General features: G+C 71.8%; 21 protein-coding genes. 11 read left to right on the top strand and 10 right to left on the bottom strand.

Annotation, left to right across the window (positions count from 1 at the left end):
- Positions 1 to 88: 88 nt before the first annotated feature.
- On the bottom strand, positions 89 to 1,222 hold the full coding sequence (locus tag AB0C82_RS34290; RefSeq protein WP_362850101.1) for a PLP-dependent cysteine synthase family protein: 1,134 nt from the start codon (positions 1,220 to 1,222) through the stop codon (positions 89 to 91).
- A 182-nt stretch (positions 1,223 to 1,404) separates the two neighbouring features.
- Between AB0C82_RS34290 and AB0C82_RS34285 the strand changes: the two genes are divergently transcribed.
- Both AB0C82_RS34285 and AB0C82_RS34280 read left to right on the top strand, forming a co-directional pair.
- Entirely contained in the window at positions 1,405 to 1,725 is a 321-nt protein-coding gene (locus AB0C82_RS34285; RefSeq protein ID WP_362850098.1) for a hypothetical protein, read from the top strand.
- Positions 1,726 to 1,921: 196 nt separating this feature from the next.
- Positions 1,922 to 2,434 (top strand): ATP-binding protein, encoded by a 513-nt coding sequence (locus AB0C82_RS34280; RefSeq protein ID WP_362850096.1) that lies wholly within the window; start codon positions 1,922 to 1,924, stop codon positions 2,432 to 2,434.
- 130 nt (positions 2,435 to 2,564) lie between these two features.
- On the opposite strand, the gene AB0C82_RS34275 is transcribed toward AB0C82_RS34280, so the two are convergent.
- Both AB0C82_RS34275 and AB0C82_RS34270 read right to left on the bottom strand, forming a co-directional pair.
- The gene (locus tag AB0C82_RS34275) at positions 2,565 to 2,852 is read right to left on the bottom strand and encodes an SHOCT domain-containing protein (RefSeq protein WP_362850093.1); all 288 of its coding nucleotides are present in this window, start codon (positions 2,850 to 2,852) and stop codon (positions 2,565 to 2,567) included.
- 624 nt (positions 2,853 to 3,476) lie between these two features.
- On the bottom strand, positions 3,477 to 4,691 hold the full coding sequence (locus AB0C82_RS34270; RefSeq protein ID WP_362850091.1) for an ROK family protein: 1,215 nt from the start codon (positions 4,689 to 4,691) through the stop codon (positions 3,477 to 3,479).
- 120 nt (positions 4,692 to 4,811) lie between these two features.
- Here AB0C82_RS34270 and AB0C82_RS34265 point away from each other — a divergent pair, with 120 nt between their 5' ends.
- From AB0C82_RS34265 to AB0C82_RS34255, 3 genes are all read left to right on the top strand, one after another.
- Complete coding sequence (locus AB0C82_RS34265; protein ID WP_362850089.1) at positions 4,812 to 6,032, top strand: MFS transporter; 1,221 nt, start codon at positions 4,812 to 4,814, stop codon at positions 6,030 to 6,032.
- 102 nt (positions 6,033 to 6,134) lie between these two features.
- Positions 6,135 to 6,890, top strand: a complete 756-nt coding sequence (locus AB0C82_RS34260; protein ID WP_362850087.1) for a maleylpyruvate isomerase family mycothiol-dependent enzyme — start codon at positions 6,135 to 6,137, stop codon at positions 6,888 to 6,890.
- A 296-nt stretch (positions 6,891 to 7,186) separates the two neighbouring features.
- Positions 7,187 to 7,498, top strand: coding sequence for a DUF6332 family protein (locus tag AB0C82_RS34255; protein WP_362850084.1), 312 nt, complete (start codon positions 7,187 to 7,189; stop codon positions 7,496 to 7,498).
- Here AB0C82_RS34255 and AB0C82_RS34250 read toward each other — a convergent pair.
- The 3 genes from AB0C82_RS34250 to AB0C82_RS34240 all read right to left on the bottom strand — a co-directional run bounded on the left by AB0C82_RS34250 (position 7,459) and on the right by AB0C82_RS34240 (position 10,340).
- Complete coding sequence (locus AB0C82_RS34250) at positions 7,459 to 8,124, bottom strand: response regulator transcription factor (protein WP_362850082.1); 666 nt, start codon at positions 8,122 to 8,124, stop codon at positions 7,459 to 7,461. The genes AB0C82_RS34255 and AB0C82_RS34250 overlap by 40 nt on opposite strands.
- Positions 8,121 to 9,239 carry a sensor histidine kinase gene (locus AB0C82_RS34245; RefSeq protein WP_362850079.1) on the bottom strand — a complete coding sequence of 373 codons (1,119 nt, stop codon included), beginning with the start codon at positions 9,237 to 9,239 and terminating at the stop codon, positions 8,121 to 8,123. The genes AB0C82_RS34250 and AB0C82_RS34245 overlap by 4 nt, the downstream gene beginning before the upstream one ends.
- 279 nt (positions 9,240 to 9,518) lie before the next feature.
- On the bottom strand, positions 9,519 to 10,340 hold the full coding sequence (locus AB0C82_RS34240; RefSeq protein ID WP_362850076.1) for a TetR/AcrR family transcriptional regulator: 822 nt from the start codon (positions 10,338 to 10,340) through the stop codon (positions 9,519 to 9,521).
- Positions 10,341 to 10,468: 128 nt separating this feature from the next.
- Here AB0C82_RS34240 and AB0C82_RS34235 point away from each other — a divergent pair, with 128 nt between their 5' ends.
- On the top strand, positions 10,469 to 10,939 hold the full coding sequence (locus AB0C82_RS34235) for a nitroreductase family deazaflavin-dependent oxidoreductase (RefSeq protein WP_362850073.1): 471 nt from the start codon (positions 10,469 to 10,471) through the stop codon (positions 10,937 to 10,939).
- A gap of 203 nt (positions 10,940 to 11,142) precedes the next feature.
- On the opposite strand, the gene AB0C82_RS34230 is transcribed toward AB0C82_RS34235, so the two are convergent.
- Positions 11,143 to 12,369: a geranylgeranyl reductase family protein gene (locus tag AB0C82_RS34230; protein WP_362850071.1), complete on the bottom strand. Its 1,227-nt coding sequence runs from the start codon at positions 12,367 to 12,369 to the stop codon at positions 11,143 to 11,145.
- A 194-nt stretch (positions 12,370 to 12,563) separates the two neighbouring features.
- On the opposite strand from AB0C82_RS34230, the gene AB0C82_RS34225 reads away from it, so the two are divergent.
- Together AB0C82_RS34225 and AB0C82_RS34220 are read left to right on the top strand one after the other, a co-directional pair.
- A complete protein-coding gene (locus AB0C82_RS34225) occupies positions 12,564 to 13,928 on the top strand; it encodes a dipeptidase (protein WP_362850069.1) in 1,365 nt (454 codons plus the stop codon).
- Positions 13,929 to 14,014: 86 nt separating this feature from the next.
- A complete protein-coding gene (locus AB0C82_RS34220) occupies positions 14,015 to 14,713 on the top strand; it encodes an MBL fold metallo-hydrolase (protein WP_362850067.1) in 699 nt (232 codons plus the stop codon).
- Positions 14,714 to 14,752: 39 nt separating this feature from the next.
- Here the strand turns inward: AB0C82_RS34220 and AB0C82_RS34215 are convergent, their stop codons facing one another.
- Complete coding sequence (locus AB0C82_RS34215) at positions 14,753 to 15,790, bottom strand: NUDIX domain-containing protein (protein ID WP_362850065.1); 1,038 nt, start codon at positions 15,788 to 15,790, stop codon at positions 14,753 to 14,755.
- 218 nt (positions 15,791 to 16,008) lie between these two features.
- Between AB0C82_RS34215 and AB0C82_RS34210 the strand changes: the two genes are divergently transcribed.
- A complete protein-coding gene (locus AB0C82_RS34210) occupies positions 16,009 to 16,185 on the top strand; it encodes a hypothetical protein (RefSeq protein ID WP_362850062.1) in 177 nt (58 codons plus the stop codon).
- Between the two features lie 112 nt (positions 16,186 to 16,297).
- On the opposite strand, the gene AB0C82_RS34205 is transcribed toward AB0C82_RS34210, so the two are convergent.
- Complete coding sequence (locus AB0C82_RS34205) at positions 16,298 to 17,287, bottom strand: ROK family protein (protein ID WP_362850059.1); 990 nt, start codon at positions 17,285 to 17,287, stop codon at positions 16,298 to 16,300.
- Between the two features lie 188 nt (positions 17,288 to 17,475).
- Here AB0C82_RS34205 and AB0C82_RS34200 point away from each other — a divergent pair, with 188 nt between their 5' ends.
- On the top strand, positions 17,476 to 18,504 hold the full coding sequence (locus AB0C82_RS34200; protein ID WP_362850057.1) for a LacI family DNA-binding transcriptional regulator: 1,029 nt from the start codon (positions 17,476 to 17,478) through the stop codon (positions 18,502 to 18,504).
- Positions 18,505 to 18,622: 118 nt separating this feature from the next.
- On the top strand, positions 18,623 to 20,443 hold the full coding sequence (locus AB0C82_RS34195) for a hypothetical protein (RefSeq protein ID WP_362850103.1): 1,821 nt from the start codon (positions 18,623 to 18,625) through the stop codon (positions 20,441 to 20,443).
- A gap of 29 nt (positions 20,444 to 20,472) precedes the next feature.
- On the opposite strand, the gene AB0C82_RS34190 is transcribed toward AB0C82_RS34195, so the two are convergent.
- Complete coding sequence (locus AB0C82_RS34190) at positions 20,473 to 21,771, bottom strand: aldolase (protein ID WP_362850054.1); 1,299 nt, start codon at positions 21,769 to 21,771, stop codon at positions 20,473 to 20,475.
- Between the last annotated feature and the right edge of the window lie 257 nt (positions 21,772 to 22,028).

The following is a 22,028-nucleotide window of genomic DNA, read 5'->3' as shown; positions in this document are numbered from 1 at the left end:
CACATGCACAACCACGCCCTCGCCGCGTGATCAGACACGACCGCAGCCCGGCGTCAGCACGCCACCACACAGCCTTCTGCAACACGCTTTAGGCCTGCCAGTTCCCGGTGGCCAGGAAGTAGTCGATCGTCTCGGTGTACGGGGCGATGTCCAGGCCCTGGGCGCTGAGCCAGCTGTCGGAGTAGTACTTGTCGAGGTAGCGGTCGCCCGGGTCGCAGAGCAGCGTGACGATACTGCCGGTGCTGCCCTGTTCCACCATCTCCGCGACCAGTTTGAAGGCGCTCCACAGTCCCGTACCCGTCGAGCCGCCCGCCTTGCGCCCGATGGCGCGTTCCAGTGCGCGTACGGCGGCGATGCTGGCCGCGTCCGGCACCTTCATCATCCGGTCGATGGCGCCGGGCAGGAAACTGGGTTCCATCCGGGGCCTTCCGATGCCCTCGATGCGGGAGCCGCAGTCGCTGGTGGCCAGTGGGTTGTTGTGGGTCCAGCCGTCGAAGAAACAGGAGTTCTCCGGATCGGGCACACAGATCCGGGTGTCGAACTGCATGTAGTGGACGTAGCGCGCGATCGTCGCGGACGTGCCGCCCGTGCCCGCCGTCGCCACGATCCATGCGGGCTCGGGGTACCTCTCCAGCCGCAGTTGCTGGTAGATGGACTCCGCGATGTTGTTGTTGCCGCGCCAGTCCGTGGCCCGCTCCGCGTACGTGAACTGGTCCATGTAATGGCCGCCGGTCTCGACGGCGAGCCGCGCGGACTCCTCGTACAGCATCCGGGAGTCGTCGACGAAGTGGCACTGTCCGCCGTGGAATTCGATCAGCCGGCACTTCTCGGGGCTCGTCGTGCGCGGCATGACCGCGATGAACGGCACTCCGATCAGCTTCGCGAAGTAGGCCTCCGACACGGCCGTCGAGCCGCTGGACGCCTCGATGACCGGTTTACCCCGGCGGATCCAGCCGTTGCAGAGCCCGTAGAGGAAGAGGGAACGGGCCAGTCGGTGCTTGAGGCTGCCGGTGGGGTGCGTCGACTCGTCCTTGAGGTAGAGGTCGATCCCCCACTGCTCGGGCAGCGGGAAACGCAGGAGGTGGGTGTCGGCCGAGCGGTTGGCATCGGCCTGCACCTTTCGTACGGCTTCCTTCAGCCAGGACCGGTATTCCAGGTCGGTGCGGTCGATGTCCACGGTCGCCGTGGCCCCGCCGTCACCTCTGTGCCCACTGGTGTCCATCAGCGTTCCTCCTCGTGTCACCGGTACTCACCGACCTCCACGATATTCCCCCCACCTGCACAAACGTTGACTTTGATGACCCATAGGACTGCCTTGGTGACTTGGCGGGCGGGCGTCTGGTGCGAAAGCCCCGGCAGGGGCACACTGCACAGGAGAGGCAGCCGAAATGGGGGCGATTCACCATGCGGGAAACGGAGTTCAGCGCGAGCGGGGTCCGGATCGAGCGATGGGCACGCTCGCTCACCAGGGCCGGATGTGTCGTCGTCAAGGACGGCCGGGTGGCTCTCCTGACGAGCAACGGCCGGGAGATCGACAGCGCTCCGGTGGGAGCGGTCAGCGTCGGGAGGGGGTGGTTTCCGGCAGCCGACTCGGCCGTCGCACGGCTCAACGGGGTGCGATACCGGCTGACGATGGGGCAACGGACCAGGGACCCCGACGACGGGGCCGTCCCGGCCCGCCGGCTGCTCGACGCACTGCGCGGCGCCGGGGCCGGGGACAGCTGACGGTGACAGTCGGCCACCGCGAGTTGCGGAGCGCGACCCCCTGCGTCACGCTGGTCCCACGTCACTGATGGTGCACCGGCGGTGACACTGTGATCCAGTCTCCGCCGGAGCGCGACACTCAGACCAGAGACAGCAGCCAGCCATCTGCTATCCGTTCCTTCGTCTTCTTCCGGACCTATTTCGGGGAGTCGCAGCCGTGATCAGCGAGCCAAGCAGGCACTGCGCGGTGGAGCTCCAGGCCCTGCCGCCGCGGATCGGTCAAGTCCGCAGGATAATCTCGGCGCAACTGCGCTACTGGCATCTCGATCCTCTGATCGACCAGGCAGCGCTCGGCGTCACCGAACTGCTGACCAACGTCCACCGGCACGCACAGCCGGACAAGTCATGCACCGTCGAGATCGAGCTGCTGCTCGACCGTCTGACGGTCTCCGTCCACGACCACGACCCACGGCTGCCGACCATGGGTGATCCCGATTCCGACGCCACTTCGGGGCGCGGACTGGCACTGATCGCCGCGGTCAGCGAGAGCTGGGGCGTGCGGCCTGCGGGCGGGGCGGGCAAGGTCGTCTGGTTCACCCTTCCCGCGCCGTGCGGCACGTCCACGCTGCCGCCGCTCGCGGTGTACGGGTCGACCACCGACGGCCCGTTCGCCTTCGCCGCCCTCGAAACGACAGCACAACCACCCGCCCGGTCGGCCGTAGTCGGCTGACCGGGCGGGGCGGGGACGGACAGACCGCTCCCGGCGCCTACTCCGTGGCGATGGCGCGCGGCACGTCGAGGCGTGCGGCGCGCCGTCGCCGCATGTGGCGGCCCGGTGGTCGTGGCGCGGACGAAGGCCGTCAGGCCCCACTGTCCTTGGCAGGGCCGAACTGCTCGTCCAGGACGGAGAGCCGCCGCCAGTACTCCTCCTCGTCGATCTCGCCTGCCGCGAAGCGCCTGCCGAGGAGCGCGATGGGCGATGAGGCTCCGGGGCCGTTCCCGGCACTCCGTGCCCGCCAGGGGGCGTGGTGTCCGCGCCGGACGGTACGGCGCAGGAGGGTCACCCCTCCCACGACGACGGCCGCCCAGACGAGCGGGAAGAGGAGGACCCAGGGTCCGGGTCCGCCGGAGTGCGCCAGGGTGTTCATCTCGGTCAGCTCCCTCGTCAGAGGTGGTGGCTCGCGTTCTTCTGTCGCTTACGAGCCTGTCGCGGAAAGGGAGCCGGGTCGTCGTACGGCTGACGACAGTCGGCGTACCCCCGCGGGAGTACGCAGGGCAGCCGTACGTGCTCCCGTGACCGCCCTGGCCCGCGCCCGCCTGCTGCTGGACTGCTGCTGCGTGGCCTTGGGGCTCGTCCCTCGCAGCCGCTCGCACAACAGCTCCCTGGCAGCGTCCTCGATCGGACGGTCCGGGGTGATCCGGCCCGCCCGCGAAGTGGGGGGTACACGCTCGCCCCCGCGACTACGGAACCAGGGGGCGCGGCTGAGCAGTTGCTCGACGGACCTGGCACGGCGTGGGAGCGGCCGTCGGCGTATCCGCTGCGCGAGCACGAGGTGTGGCGGGGATTCCCGGCCGGTCGGCTGGATCCGGCGAGATCCCGGCCGGGCAGCTGGACACGGGTGGCGCCCAGGACTGCTCCACCCGCGCCGCGACGCCGGGCCGCTGGTTCTGTGGCCGGACGGCCCGGCCGATGCCGGAAGCGGCCGGGGCTTCCACGTGCACTGCCGCCGGGAGCGGCGAGGCAGCCTCCACGCGCCCAGCCCCGGCGTCCGTCAGGCGAGGGCGGCGAGCGGGTCGTCGAGCACCGGCTGCCAGGCCAGTTCGGCCGCGCCCACCAGGCTGTTGTGGGCCAGCGTGCACGGCAGGATCGGCACGCTTCCGCTGCGTCCCCACAGGCTGCGGTCGGCGACCACCGCACGGAGCCGTTCCGGGTCGGCGTCGAGGAGGTCGCGGTGGAGACCGCCGAGGATGATGCGGTCCGGGTTGAGGATGTTGACGAGTCCCGCCAGGCCCAGGCCGAGCCGGTCGATGAGCTCCTCGGCGGCGTTGCGTACGGCCGGATCGTCGTACTCCGTACGCAGCAGGTCACCGGCCTGTTTGAGCAGCGACTCCTCCGGCCCCGGCTCGCGGCGGGCCGTGGTGAGGAAGGCGAGCGGGTCGGTCTCGACGTCCAGGCAGCCCCGGCCGCCGCAGTGGCACGGGCGCCCCTCGGCGTTCACGGTGAGATGCCCGACCTCCAGAGCCAGTCCGGAACTTCCGCTGTGCAGACGCCCGTCCAGGACCAGGGCGCCGCCCACGCCCCGGTGCCCGGTGGCCACGCACAGCAGATGCTGGGCGCCGCGTCCGGCGCCGTGGCGGTGTTCGGCGAGGGCGGCCAGGTTGACGTCGTTCCCGGTGAACGCGGGGCCGGTGATGCCCGTCTCCCGGACGCACTCCGCGAAGATCTCGCGGACGGGCGAGCCGGCAGGCCAGGCGATGTGGAGCGGGTTGAGGGCAGTGCCCTCCGGCTCGGCGACGGCCGAAGGGACGGCGAGTCCCGCGCCGACGCAGCGCAGACCGGTGTCGCGCAGCAGCTGGGCGCCCGCGGCGACGACCTCGCCGAGGACCTGGGCGGGGTCGGCCATGACGGCGACACAGCCGGGCGCGGTGGCGATGATCCGGCCGCCGAGTCCGACCAGCGCGGCACGGAATCCGTCGGCGTGGACCTGTGCGGCGAGTGCCACCGGGCCGGTCTCGCTGACGGCGAGCCGGTGCGAGGGGCGGCCCTGGGAGCCGGCGGCGGAGCCGGGGCTCGAGTCGACGCGGATGAGCCCCAGTGCCTCCAGCTCCGCGGCGACCGCGCCCGCGGTGGCGCGGGTGACGCCGAGTTCGGAGGTCAGGACGGCGCGTGTGGGCGCGCGTCCGGTGTGGACCAGTTCCAGCGCGGGTCCGAGCGCACTGCGGCCCCGCTCCAACTTGGTCCGGGTAGTGGTCGCCTTGCCGTTCATGGGGGCGAGTCTCCCATGATCCGGAGCCTCTGCGGACGCCCAGGTGCCGTGCGGCGTCTGCCATGGGGGCAACGAGCAGCCGCCTTGCGCCGGTTGTCCGGGCACCTCTATGCTGAGTTTGTGCCGCAACTAAACAAACTGCGGACGGCTGCACCGGGGGGACCTGGCGGAGACACCGCCCCACCCTCGTCTGCCCGACTCCGTACCGCCCTGACCGTGTTCTTCGCCCTCGACGGATTCCTCTTCGCCGGCTGGGTGGTCCGCATCCCGGCCATCAAGCACCAGACCGGCGCCACCGCCTCCACCCTCGGACTGGCCCTGCTGGGCGTCTCCGCCGGCGCCGTGATCACCATGATGCTCACGGGAAGGCTGTGCCGGCGTTACGGCAGCCATGCCGTCACCGTCGCCTGCGGGGTGCTGCTCCCGCTGAGCATCGCGCTGCCCGCGCAGACCCACTCGCCGCTCACGCTCGGGCTCGTACTGCTGGTGTTCGGCGCCGCGTACGGTGGCGCGAACGTGGCGATGAACAGTGCTGCCGTCGACATGGTCGCCACCCTCCGCCGCCCCGTGATGCCGAGTTTCCACGCCGCGTTCAGCCTCGGCGGAATGATCGGCGCCGGGCTCGGCGGACTGGTCGCGGGACGCCTGTCGGCCGCGACGCACCTGACGGCCCTCACCTGCATAGGGCTGGTGGTGACCGCCACGGCCGGACCGGCACTGCTGCGCCACAAGGACGCGTCGGCAGGCACCGGCCCCGGCCGGCCCGCCGCCGCTCCCCCGCAGCGGCTGAGCGGGAAGGCCCGCCGGATCGTGCTCCTCTTCGGAGTCATCGCCCTCTGCACCGCGTACGGCGAGGGCGCACTCGCCGACTGGGGCGCCCTGCACCTGGAGCAGGACCTGAACGCGGCTCCCGGCATCGCCGCCGCCGGATACTCCCTGTTCGCCCTGACCATGACCATCGGCCGGCTCAGCGGCACGGCCATGCTGGAGCGCCTCGGCCAGACCCGGACCCTCGCCATGGGTGGCGCGACCGCCTCGGCCGGAATGCTGCTCGGAGCGCTCGCGCCGACCGCCTGGCTCGCCCTCCTCGGCTTCGCCGTCACCGGCCTGGGACTGGCCAACATCTTCCCCGTCGCGGTCGGCCGGGCCGGCGAGCTCGCGGGGCCGAGCGGGGTGGCCGCCGCGTCGACGCTCGGCTACGGCGGGATGCTGCTGGGCCCGCCCGCCATCGGATTCCTGGCCGACTGGTTCTCGCTGCCGGTGGCCCTCACGACGGTGGCACTCCTGGCCGCGGCCGCGGCGGTGCTGGGATTCGGAGCCCGTAACGCCACCCATGCGTGAGGCGGCCGACCCCTGGTCACACGCACACCGAGGGCACCCGGCTTCCGCCCACGGCGCGAGAACGGCCCGCCCGTACGGCCCGGACCCTGGCAGAATCGCGACATGGAGATCGCCGAGCACATCAAGTCGCTTTCCCACGAGGGACATTTGCTGGCCGCTGCGGCCGAGGGGGCCGGGCCGGGCGCCGCGGTGCCCACGTGTCCCGACTGGCAGGTACGCCATCTGCTCCGCCACACCGGCATGGTGCACCGCTGGGCGACGGCGTTCGTGGCCGAGGGGCACACGGCGTACCACCCGGACGGCGGTGAACCCGACCTGGACGGGCCCGAGTTGCTCGCCTGGTTCCGCGAGGGTCACGGGCTGCTGGTCCACGCGTTGACGGCAGCGCCCGCCGGCCTCGAATGCTGGACGTTCATGCCCGCACCCTCCCCGCTGGCGTTCTGGGCGCGGCGCCAGGCGCATGAGACCACGGTGCACCGGGTGGACGCCGAATCGGCGCTCGGCGGGCCGTTGTCGCCCGTCGGACAGGCCCTCGCGCTGGACGGGATCGACGAACTGCTCACCCGCTTCCACGCCCGGCCGAAGAGCCGGGTGCGGACCGACGTGCCGTGCACCCTGCGGATACGGGCCACGGACGCGGACGCGGCGTGGACCGTACGCCTGTCGGCCGAGCCCCCGCAGGCCGTACGCGGCGAGGGGTCGCCGGAACCGGGCACCGTCGACTGCGAGTTGAGCGGCACTGCCGAGCAGCTCCACCTCGCGCTGTGGAACCGTCTGCCGTTGGCCGCGGTCACACTCACCGGTGACGAGAGGCCTGCCCTGCTGTGGGCCGAGAAGTCGGGGATCAGCTGGTCGTGAGTCCGGTGCGGATCCGGGGGAAGCACTTCGGTGCCGAGGGGCCGGCCCTCGAAGAACGCCGCGCCGAGGCGCGCACCACGGCTTCCCGTGCCTCATCACCCGCGCCGAGGAGCGCCGCCCCGGACGCCTGGCACCATCTGCCCGCCCACATGCTCGGCGCCTACGCCACCCCTGCGCACCCCTTCCCGCCATGCGGGACGCTCCCGGCACCCACCGATCTCAACGCTCCGTGGGCTCCAACGCGCTTTCCCTGAGGCGTCATTGCCTGCGGTCACGGTCCCTGTGACACTTCCCGCATGGGACGACGCAGCCAGGAGGACCGTGACGCGATCACCGTCGAAACCGGTTACGCCCTGGCGAGCGCCACCTTCGTGGCGGCGGCCGCGTTCGCCGGTATCACCGCCCCGGCCCTGGTCCTCGATCTGTCCGCGGCCGGCGAGCGCGTTCTGACCACCGTCGGCTGCTCGGTCGCGGTGTTGGCCTTCGTCGCCCGGCTCGTCCACGTCCTGTGGCGGTTCTCACGCCGCTCCCCCGGCGAGGTTTCGCTGCCGCCTTCCCGGCAGCCCCCTCAGCCGAGCCAGCCGGGCCGGACGAGCCCCGACTCATAGGCCAGTACGACGAGTTGAGCCCGGTCCCGGGCCCCCAGCTTCACCATCGTGCGGCTGACATGCGTCTTGGCGGTGAGCGGACTGACGACGAGCCTGCGGGCGATCTCCTCGTTGGAGAGCCCCATCCCGACGAGTGCCATCACCTCCCGCTCCCGCTCCGTGAGTTCGTCCAGCGCCGTCGCCTCGGCAGGCTCCTTGGAACGGGCCGCGAACTCCGCGATCAGACGGCGCGTCACGCCGGGCGAGAGCAGGGCGTCGCCCCCGACCACCGCGCGTACCGCACGCAGGAGTTCCTCAGGCTCGGTGTCCTTGACCAGGAAGCCGGAGGCCCCGGACCTGATGGCTTCGAAGACGTACTCGTCGAGCTCGAAGGTGGTGAGAATGACCACCTTCACCTCGGTCAGTGCGGGGTCGCCCGTGATGGTGCGTGTCGCGGCGAGCCCGTCCAGGTGCGGCATCCGGATGTCCATCAGCACCACGTCGGGCCGCAGTTCACGCACCAGGCGCACGGCCTCCGCGCCGTCGGCCGCCTCTCCCGCCACCTCGATGTCCGGCTGGGCGTCCAGCAGTGCCCTGAAACCGGCCCGGACCAGCAGCTGGTCGTCGGCGAGCAGTACGCGGATCACGGTGTCTCCTCTTCCTGCGGCGCCACCCGGTCCTTCGAACCCGGCGGCAGCGGGAACTCCGCGCTCACCCGGAAACCGCCTCCGGGCCGTGGCCCCGCCTCGATGGTGCCACCGAGTGCCGCGGCCCGCTCCCGCATCCCGATGAGTCCGCTGCCGCTGCCTCCGGCGTCACCGCCCGTCGCGGGCCCCTCGTCGTCGATACGCAGCCGGAGGCGCCCAGGTCCGTGAGCGATGCGGACCCGGGCGGTACGCGAGCCCGAGTGCCGCACCACGTTCGTCAGCGCCTCCTGCACGATGCGGAAAGCGGCGAGATCGGTGCCGGGCGGGACCGTGCCGCCCTCCCCTTCGGTCTCGACCGTGACGGACAGCCCCGCGCCGGACGCCTGCTCCACGAGTTCGGGCAGCCGGTCGAGTCCCGGGGCGGGGGCACGAGGGGCGTCACCGGGAGTACGGAGATTGGCGAGGACCTGCCGCACCTCACCCAGGGCCTCCTTGCTCGCGGACTTGATGGTGGTGAGAGCGACGCGCGCCTGCTCCGGGTCGGCGTCGAGCAGCGCGAGCCCCACCCCGGCCTGAACGTTGATGACCGAAATGCTGTGCGCCAGGACGTCGTGGAGCTCCCGGGCCATCCGCAGCCTCTCCTCGTCCGCCCGCCGCCTGTCCGCAGCCTCCTGCTCGGCCCGGGCCGCCGCCCACTGCTCACGGCGTACGCGCAGGAGCTCGGCGGCGGCGGCGATCGCGATCACCCAGGCGGTCACCACGGCCTCCTGCCCCCAGCCGGCCGCGCCGTCACCGGCGGGCGGCAGCCATCGGTAGAGCCAGTGCGCAAGCAGCAGGTGACCGGCCCAGAGCACGCCGAGTGACCACCAGGCCGCCCGCCGGTGTCCGGCGACGATGGCGCTGAAGCAGCCCACGGCCACGGCGACGAAGACGGGGCCGTACGGATAACCGGCCCCGAGATAGACGAGGGTCGCCGCCGACGTGCCGGCCACCGCCACCACCGGGTGCCGGTGACGGAACAGAAGCACCGCGACAGCGAGGAACAGCAGGATCCGTGCGAAGACGTCCAGGGGCTCCCGGCCCTGGGACTCCGCGGCGAAGTTCGAACCAGCCATGACGAAGACCAGAAGAGCGACGGTCGACGTCCACGGCAGCCCCGCGGCCCTTCGCGCCCCGGCCCCTGACAGCAGCCGCGGCAGCCTTCCCCGCCCCCCGGGGCCGCAGAAGCCCCGCCGGGGCCCGTCATCTCGGCGCGAACGCTGCTCTTCCATGCCCGCCACGCTAGACGGCCGGACACCGGGCGGGCGTCAGCCGGGCGTGGTGACCGGCCGTACTCCCCGGAGAGTATGCGCCGGGCCGGGCGGGCACCCGCGTTCAGCGGTGGGGCCCTTCTGTTACGGCGTGGCCGGGCGGGCAGTACGGGCGCGGGGCGCGGGTGCGGACCGTGCGCCGGTCATGCCGACCGCGCGGGCCAGCTCGCCCGCAGCCTGCCGGAACAGCTGCTCCTTGGCCTCGACGACACGGTTGAACTGGCCGAAGACCTCGAACGAGATCAGCCCGAAGAGCTGCGCCCAGGCGGCGACGAGCCCGGCCACCACCCCGGGCGGCAGGTCGGGGGCGAGTTCGGCGGTCATGCGGGCTGCGTCGGGACGCAGCTCCTGGGCGAGCGGCGGAACCGCCAGGCCGTTGGTGCGGTAGGCGTCGCGGAGGAGGTCGATGAGGACGAGACCCACCCGGGAGGCCGGGCCGATGGTGTCCTGGGGGGCGCTGTACCCAGGGACGGGCGAGCCGTAGATGAGGGCGTACTCATGAGGGTGGGCGATGGCCCAGTCCCGTACGGCGCAGGCCACCGCCGTCCAGCGCTCCTGGTGCCGGCCGGCCGCGTCCTGACCCTTCGCGCCTGGCGCCCGGGCTCCCGTCTCCTCGTCCGCGGGCCCGTCGGCCGCCTCTCGGGCGCCTGCGACCGCGGCGTCCCGGGCCGCTTCCGCCGCCTCGCCCACCGCGTCGTAGGCATCGACGATGAGCGCCGTGAGCAGCTCATCGCGACTGGGGAAATAGCGGTAGAGCGCCGAGGAGACCATGCCCAGTTCCCGGGCGACCGCGCGCAGGGACAGCTTCGCCGCACCGTCCGCTGCGAGCTGCTTCCTCGCCTCGTCCTTGATCGCGGCGGTCACTTCGATGCGGGCGCGCTCCCGGGCCCCTTTGATCTTGCTCATGACCTCCACTCTGCCACGAGTTCAGAGCACCGGCCACTATCGAGAGCACTGCTCTTGCTTTTGTGCGGCAGTCTCGTACACACTGATCTCAAGCGAGAGCACCGCTCTCCAAATTGCCGGAGGTCTCCATGTCCCAGCCGCAGCCGAAGCCGCAGCCGTACTACCTTCAGGGCAGCGCTTTCGCCATCAGGTTGAACAGCGTCATCGGCTGGCTCGCCCGCCACGGGATCAGCCTGCTCGGCACGGCGGAGATGTCGGTGCGCGGACGCAAGAGCGGCCAGATGCAGCGCGTACCCGTCAACCCGCACGTCTATGAGGGCACGCAGTACCTGGTCTCGGCGCGCGGCCACTCCCAGTGGGTGCGCAACATGAGGGCGGCCGGCGGCGGTGAGCTGCGCGTGGGCCGCAGAACCCGGACGTTCACGGCCGTGGAGATCGCGGACGACGAGCAGAAGGTGCGCATCGTCCGCGCCTACCTGGAGCGCTGGGGCTGGGAGGTCAACCAGTACTTCAAGGGCATCACCGCGAAGTCGACGGACGCGGAACTCCTGGCCGCCTGCCCCGATCACCCCGTCTTCCGGATCACCGTCCAGGGCTGAACCGGGTCACGGAGACCCGGGCGGCCCGACCCGCGCCGGACGGTCCCACCCGCGCCGGACGGCCCCGTCGGCGGGTCGCCCGCCCCGCCGATGGATCCCCCACCGTCCGCGTAACCCCACCGTCCGCGTAACCCCACCGTCCGCGTGGCCCGGCGGCCGAGGAATCGATCAGCAGCCCCGGATCGCGCCGCGGCCCGGAGGTCCTACCGGTCCATCGCGGACAGGGCGCGCTGCGCCAGCGGATGCGTACGGACCAGCTCGGCGAGCGACGTCGTCCCGCGGGTCACCCCCGCGAACGCCGTCCAGGCGGGCCGGAATCCCGTCAGCACCGCATGCAGCACCCCGGGGCGGCGCTCGAACAGCTTGAGCATCCGACGGCCGACACTCATCTCGACACCCAGCCCGGCCTTGATGGCGAACGCGTAGTTGAGTGCCTGGCGCCGCGCGTCCACCGCGTCGTGCGACTCCGCGACCCGGACCGCCCACTCGCCCGCGAGGCGCCCGGAGCGCAGGGCGAACGAGATCCCCTCCCGGGTCCACGGCTCCAGCAGTCCCGCAGCGTCACCGCACACCAGCACACGTCCGCGCGAGAGCGGCGAGTCGTCGCTGCGGCAGCGCGTCAGATGCCCGGAGGAGATCTTCGGCTCGAAGCCGGCGAGCCCGAGCCGGGCGATGAAGTCCTCCAGATACCGCTTGGTCCCCGCGCCGTCGCCGCGCGCCGAGATCACACCGACGGTCAGCGTGTCGCCCTTGGGGAAGACCCACCCGTAACTCCCGGGCATGGGACCCCAGTCGATGAGCACCCGCCCCGCCCAGTCCTCCGCGACCGTCTCGGGAACCGGGATCTCCGCCTCGAGGCCGAGGTCCACCTGGTCGAGCTTCACCCCGACGTGTGCTCCTATCCGGCCGGCACTGCCGTCGGCGCCGACGACCGCCCGGGCGAGGACGGTCTCGCCGCCGGTCAGCACCACGGCGACCGTACGCCGGTCCGGCACGGCGGAACCGTGCTGCTCGACGCGCACCACCGCCACGCCCGTGCGCAGTTCGGCACCCGCCTTCTGCGCGTGCTCGACCAGACCGGCGTCGAACTCCGGCCGGTTGATCAGCCCGAAGAGCATCCGCCTGGACCGGCGGGTACGGGCGAACTTCCCGTTGAGCGAGAAGGTGACCGCGTGAATCCGGTCCTGCAGGGGCAGTTCGAAGCCCGGGGGCAGGGAGTCACGCGAATATCCGATGATGCCGCCGCCACACGTCTTGTACCTCGGCAGTTCCGCCTTCTCCAGCAGCAGGACCCGTCGGCCCGCCACGGCCGCCGCATACGCCGCGGAGGCGCCGGCCGGACCTGCGCCGACTACGACCACGTCCCATACCGACTCCGGTACCGACGGCTCTTCGTGCTCACGTCCGGCGTCTGCGTTCTCGCTGCTCACGATGTGCTTCTGCTCCCGATCCGACCTGTGGCCCCAGCTGCTCACGGCATCCTACGGCGCGTCTCGGCCGCACCCCCCTGTGGGAGGATCGGCCATGCGTTTGTCGTACATTCGACGCCGCACCCAAGGCGTCACCCACGATGCGTACACCACCGCGCCGTACACATAACGTCGCACCCACGAGGAGCGTGCCCATGACCGCCCGTCCGATTTCAGAGACCGTCGCCTCGCTGATGCCCCGCGCCAAGCAGGAGCTGGCCGAGCTGGTGGCGTTCCGGTCGGTGGCGGACCCCGCGCAGTTCCCGAAGAGCGAGTGCGAAGGGGCCGCCCGCTGGGTCGCCGACGCGCTGCGCGCCGAGGACTTCCAGGACGTCGCCCTGCTGGACACGCCTGACGGCACCCAGTCCGTCTACGGTTTCCTGCCCGGCCCGGCCGGAGCCCCGACCGTGCTGCTCTACGCGCACTACGACGTACAGCCGCCGCTCGACGAGTCCGCCTGGCTCTCCCCGCCGTTCGAGCTGACCGAGCGCGCCGGCAGGTGGTTCGGCCGCGGCGCGGCCGACTGCAAGGGCGGCTTCCTCATGCATCTGCTCGCGCTGCGCGCCCTCAAGGCGAACGGCGGGGTCCCGGTCTCCGTCAAGGTGATCGCCGAGGGCTCGGAGGAGCAGGGCACCGGCGGTCTCGAGCGGTACGCGGAGGCCCACCCCGAACTGCTCGCCGCCGACACCATCGTCATCGGTGACACCGGGAACTTCCGGGTCGGCCTGCCCACGGTCACCGCGACACTGCGCGGAATGACGATGCTGCGGGTGAAGCTCGACACCCTCGAGGGGAACCTGCACTCGGGACAGTTCGGCGGCGCGGCGCCCGATGCCCTGGCCGCGATGATCGAGCTGCTCGCGTCGCTGCGCGCGGCGGACGGCACGACCACGGTCGACGGTCTCACCACGGACGCGGAGTGGGACGGTCTGCAGTACCCGGAGGCCGAGTTCCGCAAGGACGCGAAGGTGCTCGACGGTGTGGAGCTGATCGGTAAGGGCACGGTCGCGGACCGCATCTGGGCGCGCCCCGCAGTCACCGTCATCGGGATCGACTGCCCGCCCGTCGTGGGCGCCACTCCGTCGCTCCAGGCGAGCGCGCGGGCCCAGATCAGCCTGCGTGTTCCGCCGGGCCAGGACGCCGCCGAGGCGACGAAGCTGCTGACCGCCCACCTGGAGTCGCACGCCCCGTGGGGCGCGCGGGTCTCCGTGGAGCAGGTCGGTCAGGGCCAGGCGTTCCGCGCCGACATCACCAGCCCGGCGTACACGTCGATGGCGGACGCCATGCGGGTTGCCTACCCCGGCGAGGAGATGCAGTCCTCCGGCATGGGCGGCTCGATCCCGCTGTGCAACACCCTCGCGAGCCTGTACCCGGACGCGGAGATCCTGCTGATCGGTCTGAGCGAGCCCGAGGCCCAGATCCACGCCGTGAACGAGAGCGTGTCGCCCGAGGAGCTGGAGCGGCTCTCGGTCACCGAGGCGCTGTTCCTGCGGAACTACGCGGAGTCGAAGAAGGTCTGACCGGCGCTCGCAGTCAGGCTCTCGGACGAAAGTCGCCAAAAGCAGATTTCCGTGCGGCGGACCGCGCCGATGCGTACGTTCGCCGCATGGATCTCGTCGAGGTACTCCCTCAGCTGCACATGTTCCGCTTCCGGATCGGCCAGGCGTACCTCTGGCGGGACGGCGCGGACCTGACCCTGATCGACGCGGGCGACGCCGACGCGGCGCCCGCCATCGAGCACGCGGTACGCGGCCTCGGCCTCGACCCGGCGGGGATCAGCCGGATCGTGGTCACCCACGGCCACGGCGACCACTACGGCGCCGCCCGGGAACTCGCGGACCGCTACGGCGCCGAGATCATGGCCCACCGGCTCGACGCCCCGGTGATCCGGGGCGACGAGCCGGTGCCCGACCCCGTACTCCTGGACTGGGAACGGCCCCTGTACGCGCACGGTCTGACCGTTCCGCCCGCCCCGCCGACCCGGGTGGACCGCGAGCTGGAGGACGGTGACGAACTCCCCTTCGGCGGTGGCGCCGGGATCGTGCACGCGCCCGGCCACACCCCCGGATCCATCGGCGTCCATCTGCCGCGCCACGGCGTGCTGTTCACCGGCGACTGCGTGGCGGGCGTCGGCCGGGTGATGCTGGGTGTGTTCAACACCGACCGCGCCCAGGCACTCGCCTCCTTCCGGCGGCTGGCCGCGCTCGCCCCGGCCACCGCCTGCTTCGGCCACGGCGACCCGCTCACCGCCGACGCGGCGGAGATCCTGCGGGCGGCGGCCGACCGGGACTCGGCCGCCGGCTGACCGTGGCAGCGAGGAGTCGCAGGCGGCCGCCGGGGCCGGTCAGCCCACCGGCACCCCCGCCTCCAGGTTGAGCACCGTCGACCGCTCGCGGGCCCGCAGCGCCCACCGCAGCCGTTCGTAGCGCAGGGGCGGCAGCAGTGAAGCCGCCTCCTCCTCGGTGACGAACCGCCAGCCGCGCAACTCCTCCCCGGGCAGTACGAGTTGTTCTGCGGCCTCGCTGCTTACCAGTCCGCCGTCGAAGAGGAAGCGCAGTCCGCCGTAGCCGGGGGGCCGGGGTGCCTCCCAGTCGACGAGCAGAAGCTTGGGCACCGAGTCGAGACGCAGCCCGATCTCCTCGGCGACCTCTCGGATTCCCGCCTGCGCCGGCGCCTCCCCCGCTTCCACGACGCCGCCGGGGAACTCCCAGCCCGGTTTGTAGGTCGGGTCGACGAGCAGGACGCGGTCCTCCTCGTCGAAGAGCAGGACCCCGGCGGCAACCGTCTCCGCGGCCGGCTCCGGGGTCTGGACGATCCCGCACTCCCCGGCCGTCCCGGTGCGTACGGCTTCGGCTATGCGCTCGGCCGTCTCGTGCGGGGTGAGCGCGCTGGTGTCGATCGTGTGGGCGTCGGCGGTGATCCAGCCGAGGGCCGCCCGGTAGTGCTCGATGTGGTCCAGGGCCCGTCCTTGGAGCCGTTCGTCGGCCTCCTGATCGTCCGCACACCCCTCCCGTCCGGCGATACGAGCTCGCAGGATCGTTTCCTCAGGTGAGAGCAGTACATGACGCACCGGGATGCGCCGGGCGGCGAGTCCTCCGAAGATCTCGTCGCGGTACTCCTGGCGCAGCAGCGTCATCGGCACGACCAGCACCCCGGGGAGCTCCGCGAGGAGCGCGGCCGCCGTGTCCACCACGAGCCGCCGCCAGATCGGCAGGTCCTGGAAGTCGGTCACCTCGGCGAGCCTCTTCTGCGGCAGCAGGTGCCTGAGCCCCTCACCGGTCAGCTCGGGGTCGTACAAGGTGCTGTTCGGGATCAGATCGATCAGTCCGCACGCAGCGCTCGTCTTGCCCGCACCGAACGCACCGTTGATCCAGACGATCACGGTTCCCCCTCTTCCGTAGCCCCCTGTGGCTTGCCCGCAACACCCTGCCGCGGAAACCCCGCCGTGGCGACACCGTCATGGCGACCCCCCTGGCGGGCCCGCCGGGGGGCGCCCGACTGTACGAACCGGCGCGCCCGCGACCGGTGACGACGGCCGTAACGAGAAGGGCCGGAGGTCGTTGGAGGCTTCATCGACAGGGACCACGAGGGGGTCGCGTCATGCGTCGGACAGTGCTTGAGCAGTTTCCCGCAGGCGGGCCGCGGGGCAGTCTGCCCGCGGAGGAGTTCGCCGAGGCCCGCCGGGGCGAGGGCATGGCGGCCGAAGTGGTGATGAACCTGGACCAGGACGTCTTCCTGGTGATCGTGCCGCAGCAGGCGACGGACCGGGGCCGGTGAGCGAGCCCGTCCGCAGCAGACGTCGCTGAGCCGGCCTTCCGCAGCCGGAGAAGACCCAGGGGTGCCGGCCGGCCTGTCGAACCGGGCACCCTGGACGACCTGCGTACGCCCGCTACCGGAGCGCTCCCGTGCGACCGCCCCTGGCCCCGGCTCCGGTCACTTCTGCCTCCTGCGTCACCGATGCCCATGCCGCGGCGGCCGCACCCACCAGCCCTGCGTCGGTGCCCATCACGGCGGGTGCCACCCTGAGCTGCCGCACGAAGGAGAGCGCGGCGTAGTCGCGCAGGAAGCGCCGCAGCGGCGCGAAGAGGACCTCGCCCGCTCCCGCCACTCCCCCGCCGATCACCGCGATCTCGATCTCGGTCAGCGTCGCGGTGGCGGCGATCCCGGCGGCAAGGGCCTGGGCGGCCCGCTCGTACGAGGCGATGGCCACCGGGTCCCCGGCACGGGCGGAGGCCGCCACGGCCGCGGCGGTTGAGTCGCCGTCCGGGCCGGGGAGCCATCCGCCGTCCAGAGCACGGCGCGCGATGTTCGGACCGCTGGCGATGCGCTCGACGCAGCCTCGCGCACCGCACGGGCAGAGGTCGCCGTCGAGGTCCACGCTGATGTGGCCGATGTGCCCGGCGTTGCCCGTGGGTCCCGGGTGCAGCTTCCCGCCGAGGACCAGGCCACCGCCGACGCCGGTGGAGACGACCAGGCCGAGCGCGTTGTCGTACCCACGGGCGGCACCGAGCCAGTGCTCGGCCGCCGCCATCGCCACCCCGTCGCCGATCAGCACGACGGGCAGCCCCCCGGTCGCTCCGGCCACCCGCTCGACGAGGGGGAAATCGCGCCAGCCAGGGACGTTGACCGGGCTGACCGTCCCGGACGACGCGTCCACGGGCCCCGCGCTGCCGATGCCCACGGTGCCGGCCCGTTCCCACAGGGAGGACGCGCGCAGCTCCGCCAGGACCTCGGCGACCGCGCCCATCACCGCTTCGGCGCCGTCGCGTGCGGGCGTGGGACGCTGCGCCCGTACGAGAAGGACGCCGTCACCGTCGACCAACGCGCCGGCGATCTTGGTGCCGCCGATGTCGAGCGCTGCGACGAGGTCGGTATGCATCGGTGTTGGCTCTCCGGATGGTGAGGGGGCAGGACCTGCGGGTTCAGCCCATAGTCTGCATAGTCTCTATTCTGTTGACAACGTTGTCCAGGGCCTATGCTCGACGCCACAGCCTCAGGGCCACTTCTCCGGCACCGCCCGCCCGTGCCGCCGGCCCCGCCCGTACCCCGACGACAGGACAGCGCACCGTGGCCGAGACCACCCGTCAATCCGAGAACCGCTACGGCAACCGGCCCACCATGAAGGACGTGGCGGCCCGTGCCGGAGTGGGCCTCAAGACGGTCTCCCGGGTGGTGAACAGCGAGGCCGGCGTCACGCCCGACACCGAACGCCGCGTCCAGGAGGCCATCGACGCCCTCGGCTTTCGCCGCAACGACAGTGCGCGCGTCCTGCGCAAGGGCCGTACCGCCTCCATCGGGCTCGTCCTGGAGGACCTGGCCGACCCGTTCTACGGACCGCTGAGCCGCGCCGTCGAAGAGGTCGCCCGCGCCCACGGGGCGCTCCTGATCAACGGTTCGAGCGCCGAGGACCCCGACCGTGAGCAGGAGTTGGTTCTCGCCCTGTGCGCCCGCCGGGTCGACGGGCTGATCGTGATCCCGGCGGGTGACGACCACCGCTATCTGGAACCCGAGATAAAGGCGGGCATCGCCACCGTCTTCGTGGACCGCCCGGCCGGTCTGATCGACGCCGACATCGTCCTGTCGGACAGCTTCGGCGGCGCGCGCGAGGGCGTCGCCCACCTGATCGCGCACGGCCACCGCAGGATCGGCTTCATCGGTGACCAGCCGCGCATCCACACGGCGACCGAGCGGCTGCGCGGCTACCACGCCGCCATGACCGACGCGGGAATCACCGTGCAGGACTCCTGGGTCTCCCTCGGCTCGACCGACCCGGCCCGGGTCCGGGCGGCGGCCGAGGCGATGCTCTCGGGTCCGGAACCGGTCACCGCCCTCTTCGCGGGCAACAACCGGGTGACGGTGACGGCGGTACGCGTGCTCGCCGAGCACGGGCGCTCCGTCGCGCTGGTCGGTTTCGACGACATCGAGCTGGCCGACCTCCTCGGCATCACCGTCATCTCGCAGGACGCCGCCGCGGTCGGCCGGACGGCCGCCGAGCACCTCTTCCGCCGCCTGGACGGCGCCGACCACCCCCCGGCCCGCGTCGAACTGCCGACCACCCTCGTCCCCCGCGGCTCCGGCGAACTCCCGCCCGCCTGACCGCCGGTGGCAGCACCCCCGCGAGTGAGGCCCTCTAGGAGAGAGCACCGCGGATTCACTACGATGTGGACCGCACGGCGCCCTGACGCCGAACTGCCCGGGGAAGGCCAGAAGCACGGTGGACGACCGCACACTTGAGGCCCTCGGCCTCGACGAAGCACCTCGCGAACACCCGCTCATCTATCCGGGGGCCTGGCCCATCGAATCCGGGCTGCTGCACCGCGGCCGATTACTGAGACTGCGCCCCAAGCACAACCGCCGACTGGCCCAGTGGAGAGTGCAGATCCCGCCGGACGGCTTCGGCAGCGCCGTGGACCCGGGCGAGTCCGTGCCGCTGGACTACGCGCTGATGAGGGCCAACGAGACGCTGGTCGGCGATCGCTTCCCGGTCCTGTCCGTGGGTTCGAACGCCTGCCCGGCGCAACTCCGCCACAAGATGGACGGCCTGGGGATCTCGTCGACCGTCCCCATGGTGAAGGTCCGCGCCTCCGGGATCGACATCGGCGTGTCCGCGTACGTGAGTCCGCTCGGCTACGTCTCGTCCTCCCCCTTTCACGCCCCGGGCATCACCAAGGACCTGTTCGTCACCTGGCTCGACGCCTCCCAGCTGGAGGTAGTCGATGCCAGCGAGGGCGTCTTCACCCCGGGCGGCGAGTACGACCGGGTGCTGCTGCCCGGAGCCGACTTCCCGATGGAGATGCCGTCCGGTGAGCTGCTGGGCGGTGTGTACGTGTACGTGCACCGATACGGCGTGCTCCACGACGGCTCGGGCGCGCCGCGCCGTCACAACGGTGAGCGGCAGCTGCTCACCGAGCTCCTCTCGGAGTCGCGGATGTTGCGCGAGTGGTTCGGGGACACGCCGGAGGAGTTCAGTTCGCGCGCGCGGGGTGACGACCAGCTCTGCGAGAAGGGCACCCGGCTGTTCCGGGACGAGGAACGCATCACGCGGTCCGGACTGGAGCACTTCGTGCCGGCCGCCCCGGCGTACACCGTGTACGACGACATCCGTCCCGCCAACCCTTCGACGCCGGGCACACATCGTGTGGCCCGCACACCCGACACGTACGACCAGCGGGGTTCCGGGGTCGTCCGCATGTCCTCGGGTCTCGCCGCCGACCTCGGCCATCCGCGGCAGGTCGTCGTACAGAACGCACAGGTGCCGCAGGCCCGGCACGAGCGGCTGGGCGCGCTCGCCAACGTGGCGGTCGGGCCCGAGATCGAGGCGTCCGACCGGATCACGGTCCAGGTGGACCGGTCGTTGCGGATCTGCGTGGGGGTGGAACCGGGCGAGGCAGTCCGGGTTCGGCCCGCCACCCTGCCGAACCCCCGGCACCGCTGGCAGGACGTGCTCTTCGGGCCGCTCAACTACGTGACCTGCCGCATCCAGGACGGCGACCGGGCGAGCGCCGAGCACGAGGTCTGCCTCCTCGACGCACTCACGCTCGAACTCATCGGCGTGAGCAGCGGTGACGACATCGTCCTGGAAGGTTTCCCCGACGAGAACGGCATCGTGCCGGTGCTCGAACTGAAGGCCATACGTACGAGCGAGGAGGTGCAGGAGCGCCGCAAGGAGCTGCACGGCGGCGACATGACGAGCCGGTATCCGAGCTCGCTCGACGCTCTGGGCACCTACCCCGACCTGCCGTGGGCGTTCCTCGACCGCCGGCTGTGGTCGGGCCTGGGTGTGGAGGGGCAGTGGCTCGCGACGGTGCGCATCCGCTGCAGCCGCACCTATCAGCTCAAGAAGGAACTCCGCGAGATGGTGTTCCTGCTCGGGCTCGCCTTCATCGGTGTCGTCAGCGTCCTGGACAGCAACGCCTGGCGGATCGCCAGCCTGGCCGTCCTGGTGCTCCTGACCGGGACCCTCGTCAGCATGAGGCTGCGCAGCAGGCTCACCCAGAGAGCGAGGCGGATCGGTGGCGCCGTGCGGCGGCAGTGAGCGTCACCGCCACCGCACGGCGCGCCGGGCTACGGCGCCGTGACCGTCAGATCGCCGCGGCGGGGTGACGCGAGGGCGTCGAGGTCGGCGCGGGTGAGGCCGGTGAGGCGGGCGACCTCGGCGGTGTCGAGCGCGCCGCAGTCGATGCCGCGCAGCAGGTATCCGCTGAGGGCCTTCGCCGTGGCCGGTTCGTCCATGACGTCCCCGCCCGCCTTGGCCACGTAGGCGGCCAGACGGGCTGCGGCCTGCTCCAGCCCTTCGCGGTAGAAGGCGTAGACGGCCGCGTAACGGGTCGGGAGGTGCCCGGGGTGCATGTCCCAGCCCTGGTAGTAGGCACGGGCCAGGGCGCGGCGGGTGAGGCCGTGGTGGAGGCGCCATGCTTCGTGGACCTGGGGGGTGGGTCCGACGGGCAGCACGTTCGTGGAGCCGTCGCAGACCCGTACGCCGGTTCCCGCGGCGGCGACCTGCATGACGGCCTTGGCGTGATCGGCGGCCGGGTGGTCACTCGCCTGGTACGCGGCGCTCACGCCGACGCAGGCGCTGTAGTCGAAGGTGCCGTAGTGCAGCCCCGTCGCGCGGCCCCGCGCGGCGTCGATCATGCGGGCGACGGCGGCGGTGCCGTCGGCGGCCAGGATCGACTGGCTGGTCTCGATCTGGATCTCGAAGCCGAGCCGTCCCGACGGGAGGCCGTGCGCCGCCTCGAAGGCTTCGAGCAACTGGACGAAGGCCGTCACCTGTTCGGGGTACGTCACCTTCGGCAGGGTCAGGACGAGGCCGTCGGGGAGACCTCCGGCGCGCATCAGACCGGTGAGGAAGACATCGGTCGTGCGGATGCCCCGGTCGCGCACGGCGGCTTCCATGCACTTCATACGGATGCCCATGTACGGGGCGGCGGTCCCGTTCGCGTACGCCTCGGCGACCAGCCGGGCGGCGCGGGCGGCGGCCTCGTCCTCCTCGGCGTCGGGGCGGGGGCCGTAACCGTCCTCGAAGTCGATGCGCAGGTCCTCGATCGGCTCGCGCTCCAGCTTGGCGCGTACGCGGTCGTACACCTGTCCCGCGAGCTCGGCCGGGATGCCGAGCACCCCGGCCAGGGCCGCGGCGTCGGGGGCGTGCTCGTCGAGGGCCTTGAGCGCCTGGTCGCCCCAGGAGCGGATGGTGTCAGGAGCGAAGGCGTCCCCGGGGACGTAGACGGTGTGGACGGGCTGGCGAGTTCCGGGGTCCCCCGGGTAGCGGCGGGCGAGTTCCGCGTCCACCGGCGTCAGGGAGGCGCTGATGCGCTCGCTGACCTCACCGGCGAGGCTCGTTGCCACCTTCTCCTGCTGACCCATTCCCACACCCTCCAGAACGCCACTGTTTCCGCCAGTCGGAATCAGTAATCCACATAGCGAAGTTAGTAGGCGGTCGTGACCTGCGTCAATGGTTGCCCGAAAGCGGCCGGGGCCGCGCGGTGAGATCACCACGCGGCCCCGGGCCTTCGGAACTTCCCCTGCTCAGCCCTTGCGGGTCTGTACTTCTTCGGTGAGTTGGGGGACGACGGTGAAGAGGTCTCCGACGACGCCGTAGTCGACGAGGTCGAAGATGGGGG

This window comes from Streptomyces sp. NPDC048560 (genome assembly GCF_040650955.1).
Lineage (GTDB): Bacteria > Actinomycetota > Actinomycetes > Streptomycetales > Streptomycetaceae > Streptomyces.
This window is presented reverse-complemented; position numbering and strand designations above follow the sequence as displayed.

What these genes read in the sequence shown, in the direction of transcription:
- AB0C82_RS34290 (WP_362850101.1), bottom strand. Translation starts at nt 1,222, where the DNA reads ATGGACACCAGTGGGCACAGAGGTGACGGCGGGGCCACGGCGACCGTG.
- AB0C82_RS34285 (WP_362850098.1), top strand. Translation starts at nt 1,405, where the DNA reads ATGCGGGAAACGGAGTTCAGCGCGAGCGGGGTCCGGATCGAGCGATGG.
- AB0C82_RS34275 (WP_362850093.1), bottom strand. Translation starts at nt 2,852, where the DNA reads ATGAACACCCTGGCGCACTCCGGCGGACCCGGACCCTGGGTCCTCCTC.
- AB0C82_RS34270 (WP_362850091.1), bottom strand. Translation starts at nt 4,691, where the DNA reads ATGAACGGCAAGGCGACCACTACCCGGACCAAGTTGGAGCGGGGCCGC.
- AB0C82_RS34260 (WP_362850087.1), top strand. Translation starts at nt 6,135, where the DNA reads ATGGAGATCGCCGAGCACATCAAGTCGCTTTCCCACGAGGGACATTTG.
- AB0C82_RS34255 (WP_362850084.1), top strand. Translation starts at nt 7,187, where the DNA reads ATGGGACGACGCAGCCAGGAGGACCGTGACGCGATCACCGTCGAAACC.
- AB0C82_RS34245 (WP_362850079.1), bottom strand. Translation starts at nt 9,239, where the DNA reads ATGGCTGGTTCGAACTTCGCCGCGGAGTCCCAGGGCCGGGAGCCCCTG.
- AB0C82_RS34240 (WP_362850076.1), bottom strand. Translation starts at nt 10,340, where the DNA reads ATGAGCAAGATCAAAGGGGCCCGGGAGCGCGCCCGCATCGAAGTGACC.
- AB0C82_RS34235 (WP_362850073.1), top strand. Translation starts at nt 10,469, where the DNA reads ATGTCCCAGCCGCAGCCGAAGCCGCAGCCGTACTACCTTCAGGGCAGC.
- AB0C82_RS34225 (WP_362850069.1), top strand. Translation starts at nt 12,564, where the DNA reads ATGACCGCCCGTCCGATTTCAGAGACCGTCGCCTCGCTGATGCCCCGC.
- AB0C82_RS34220 (WP_362850067.1), top strand. Translation starts at nt 14,015, where the DNA reads ATGGATCTCGTCGAGGTACTCCCTCAGCTGCACATGTTCCGCTTCCGG.
- AB0C82_RS34210 (WP_362850062.1), top strand. Translation starts at nt 16,009, where the DNA reads ATGCGTCGGACAGTGCTTGAGCAGTTTCCCGCAGGCGGGCCGCGGGGC.
- AB0C82_RS34205 (WP_362850059.1), bottom strand. Translation starts at nt 17,287, where the DNA reads ATGCATACCGACCTCGTCGCAGCGCTCGACATCGGCGGCACCAAGATC.
- AB0C82_RS34190 (WP_362850054.1), bottom strand. Translation starts at nt 21,771, where the DNA reads ATGGGTCAGCAGGAGAAGGTGGCAACGAGCCTCGCCGGTGAGGTCAGC.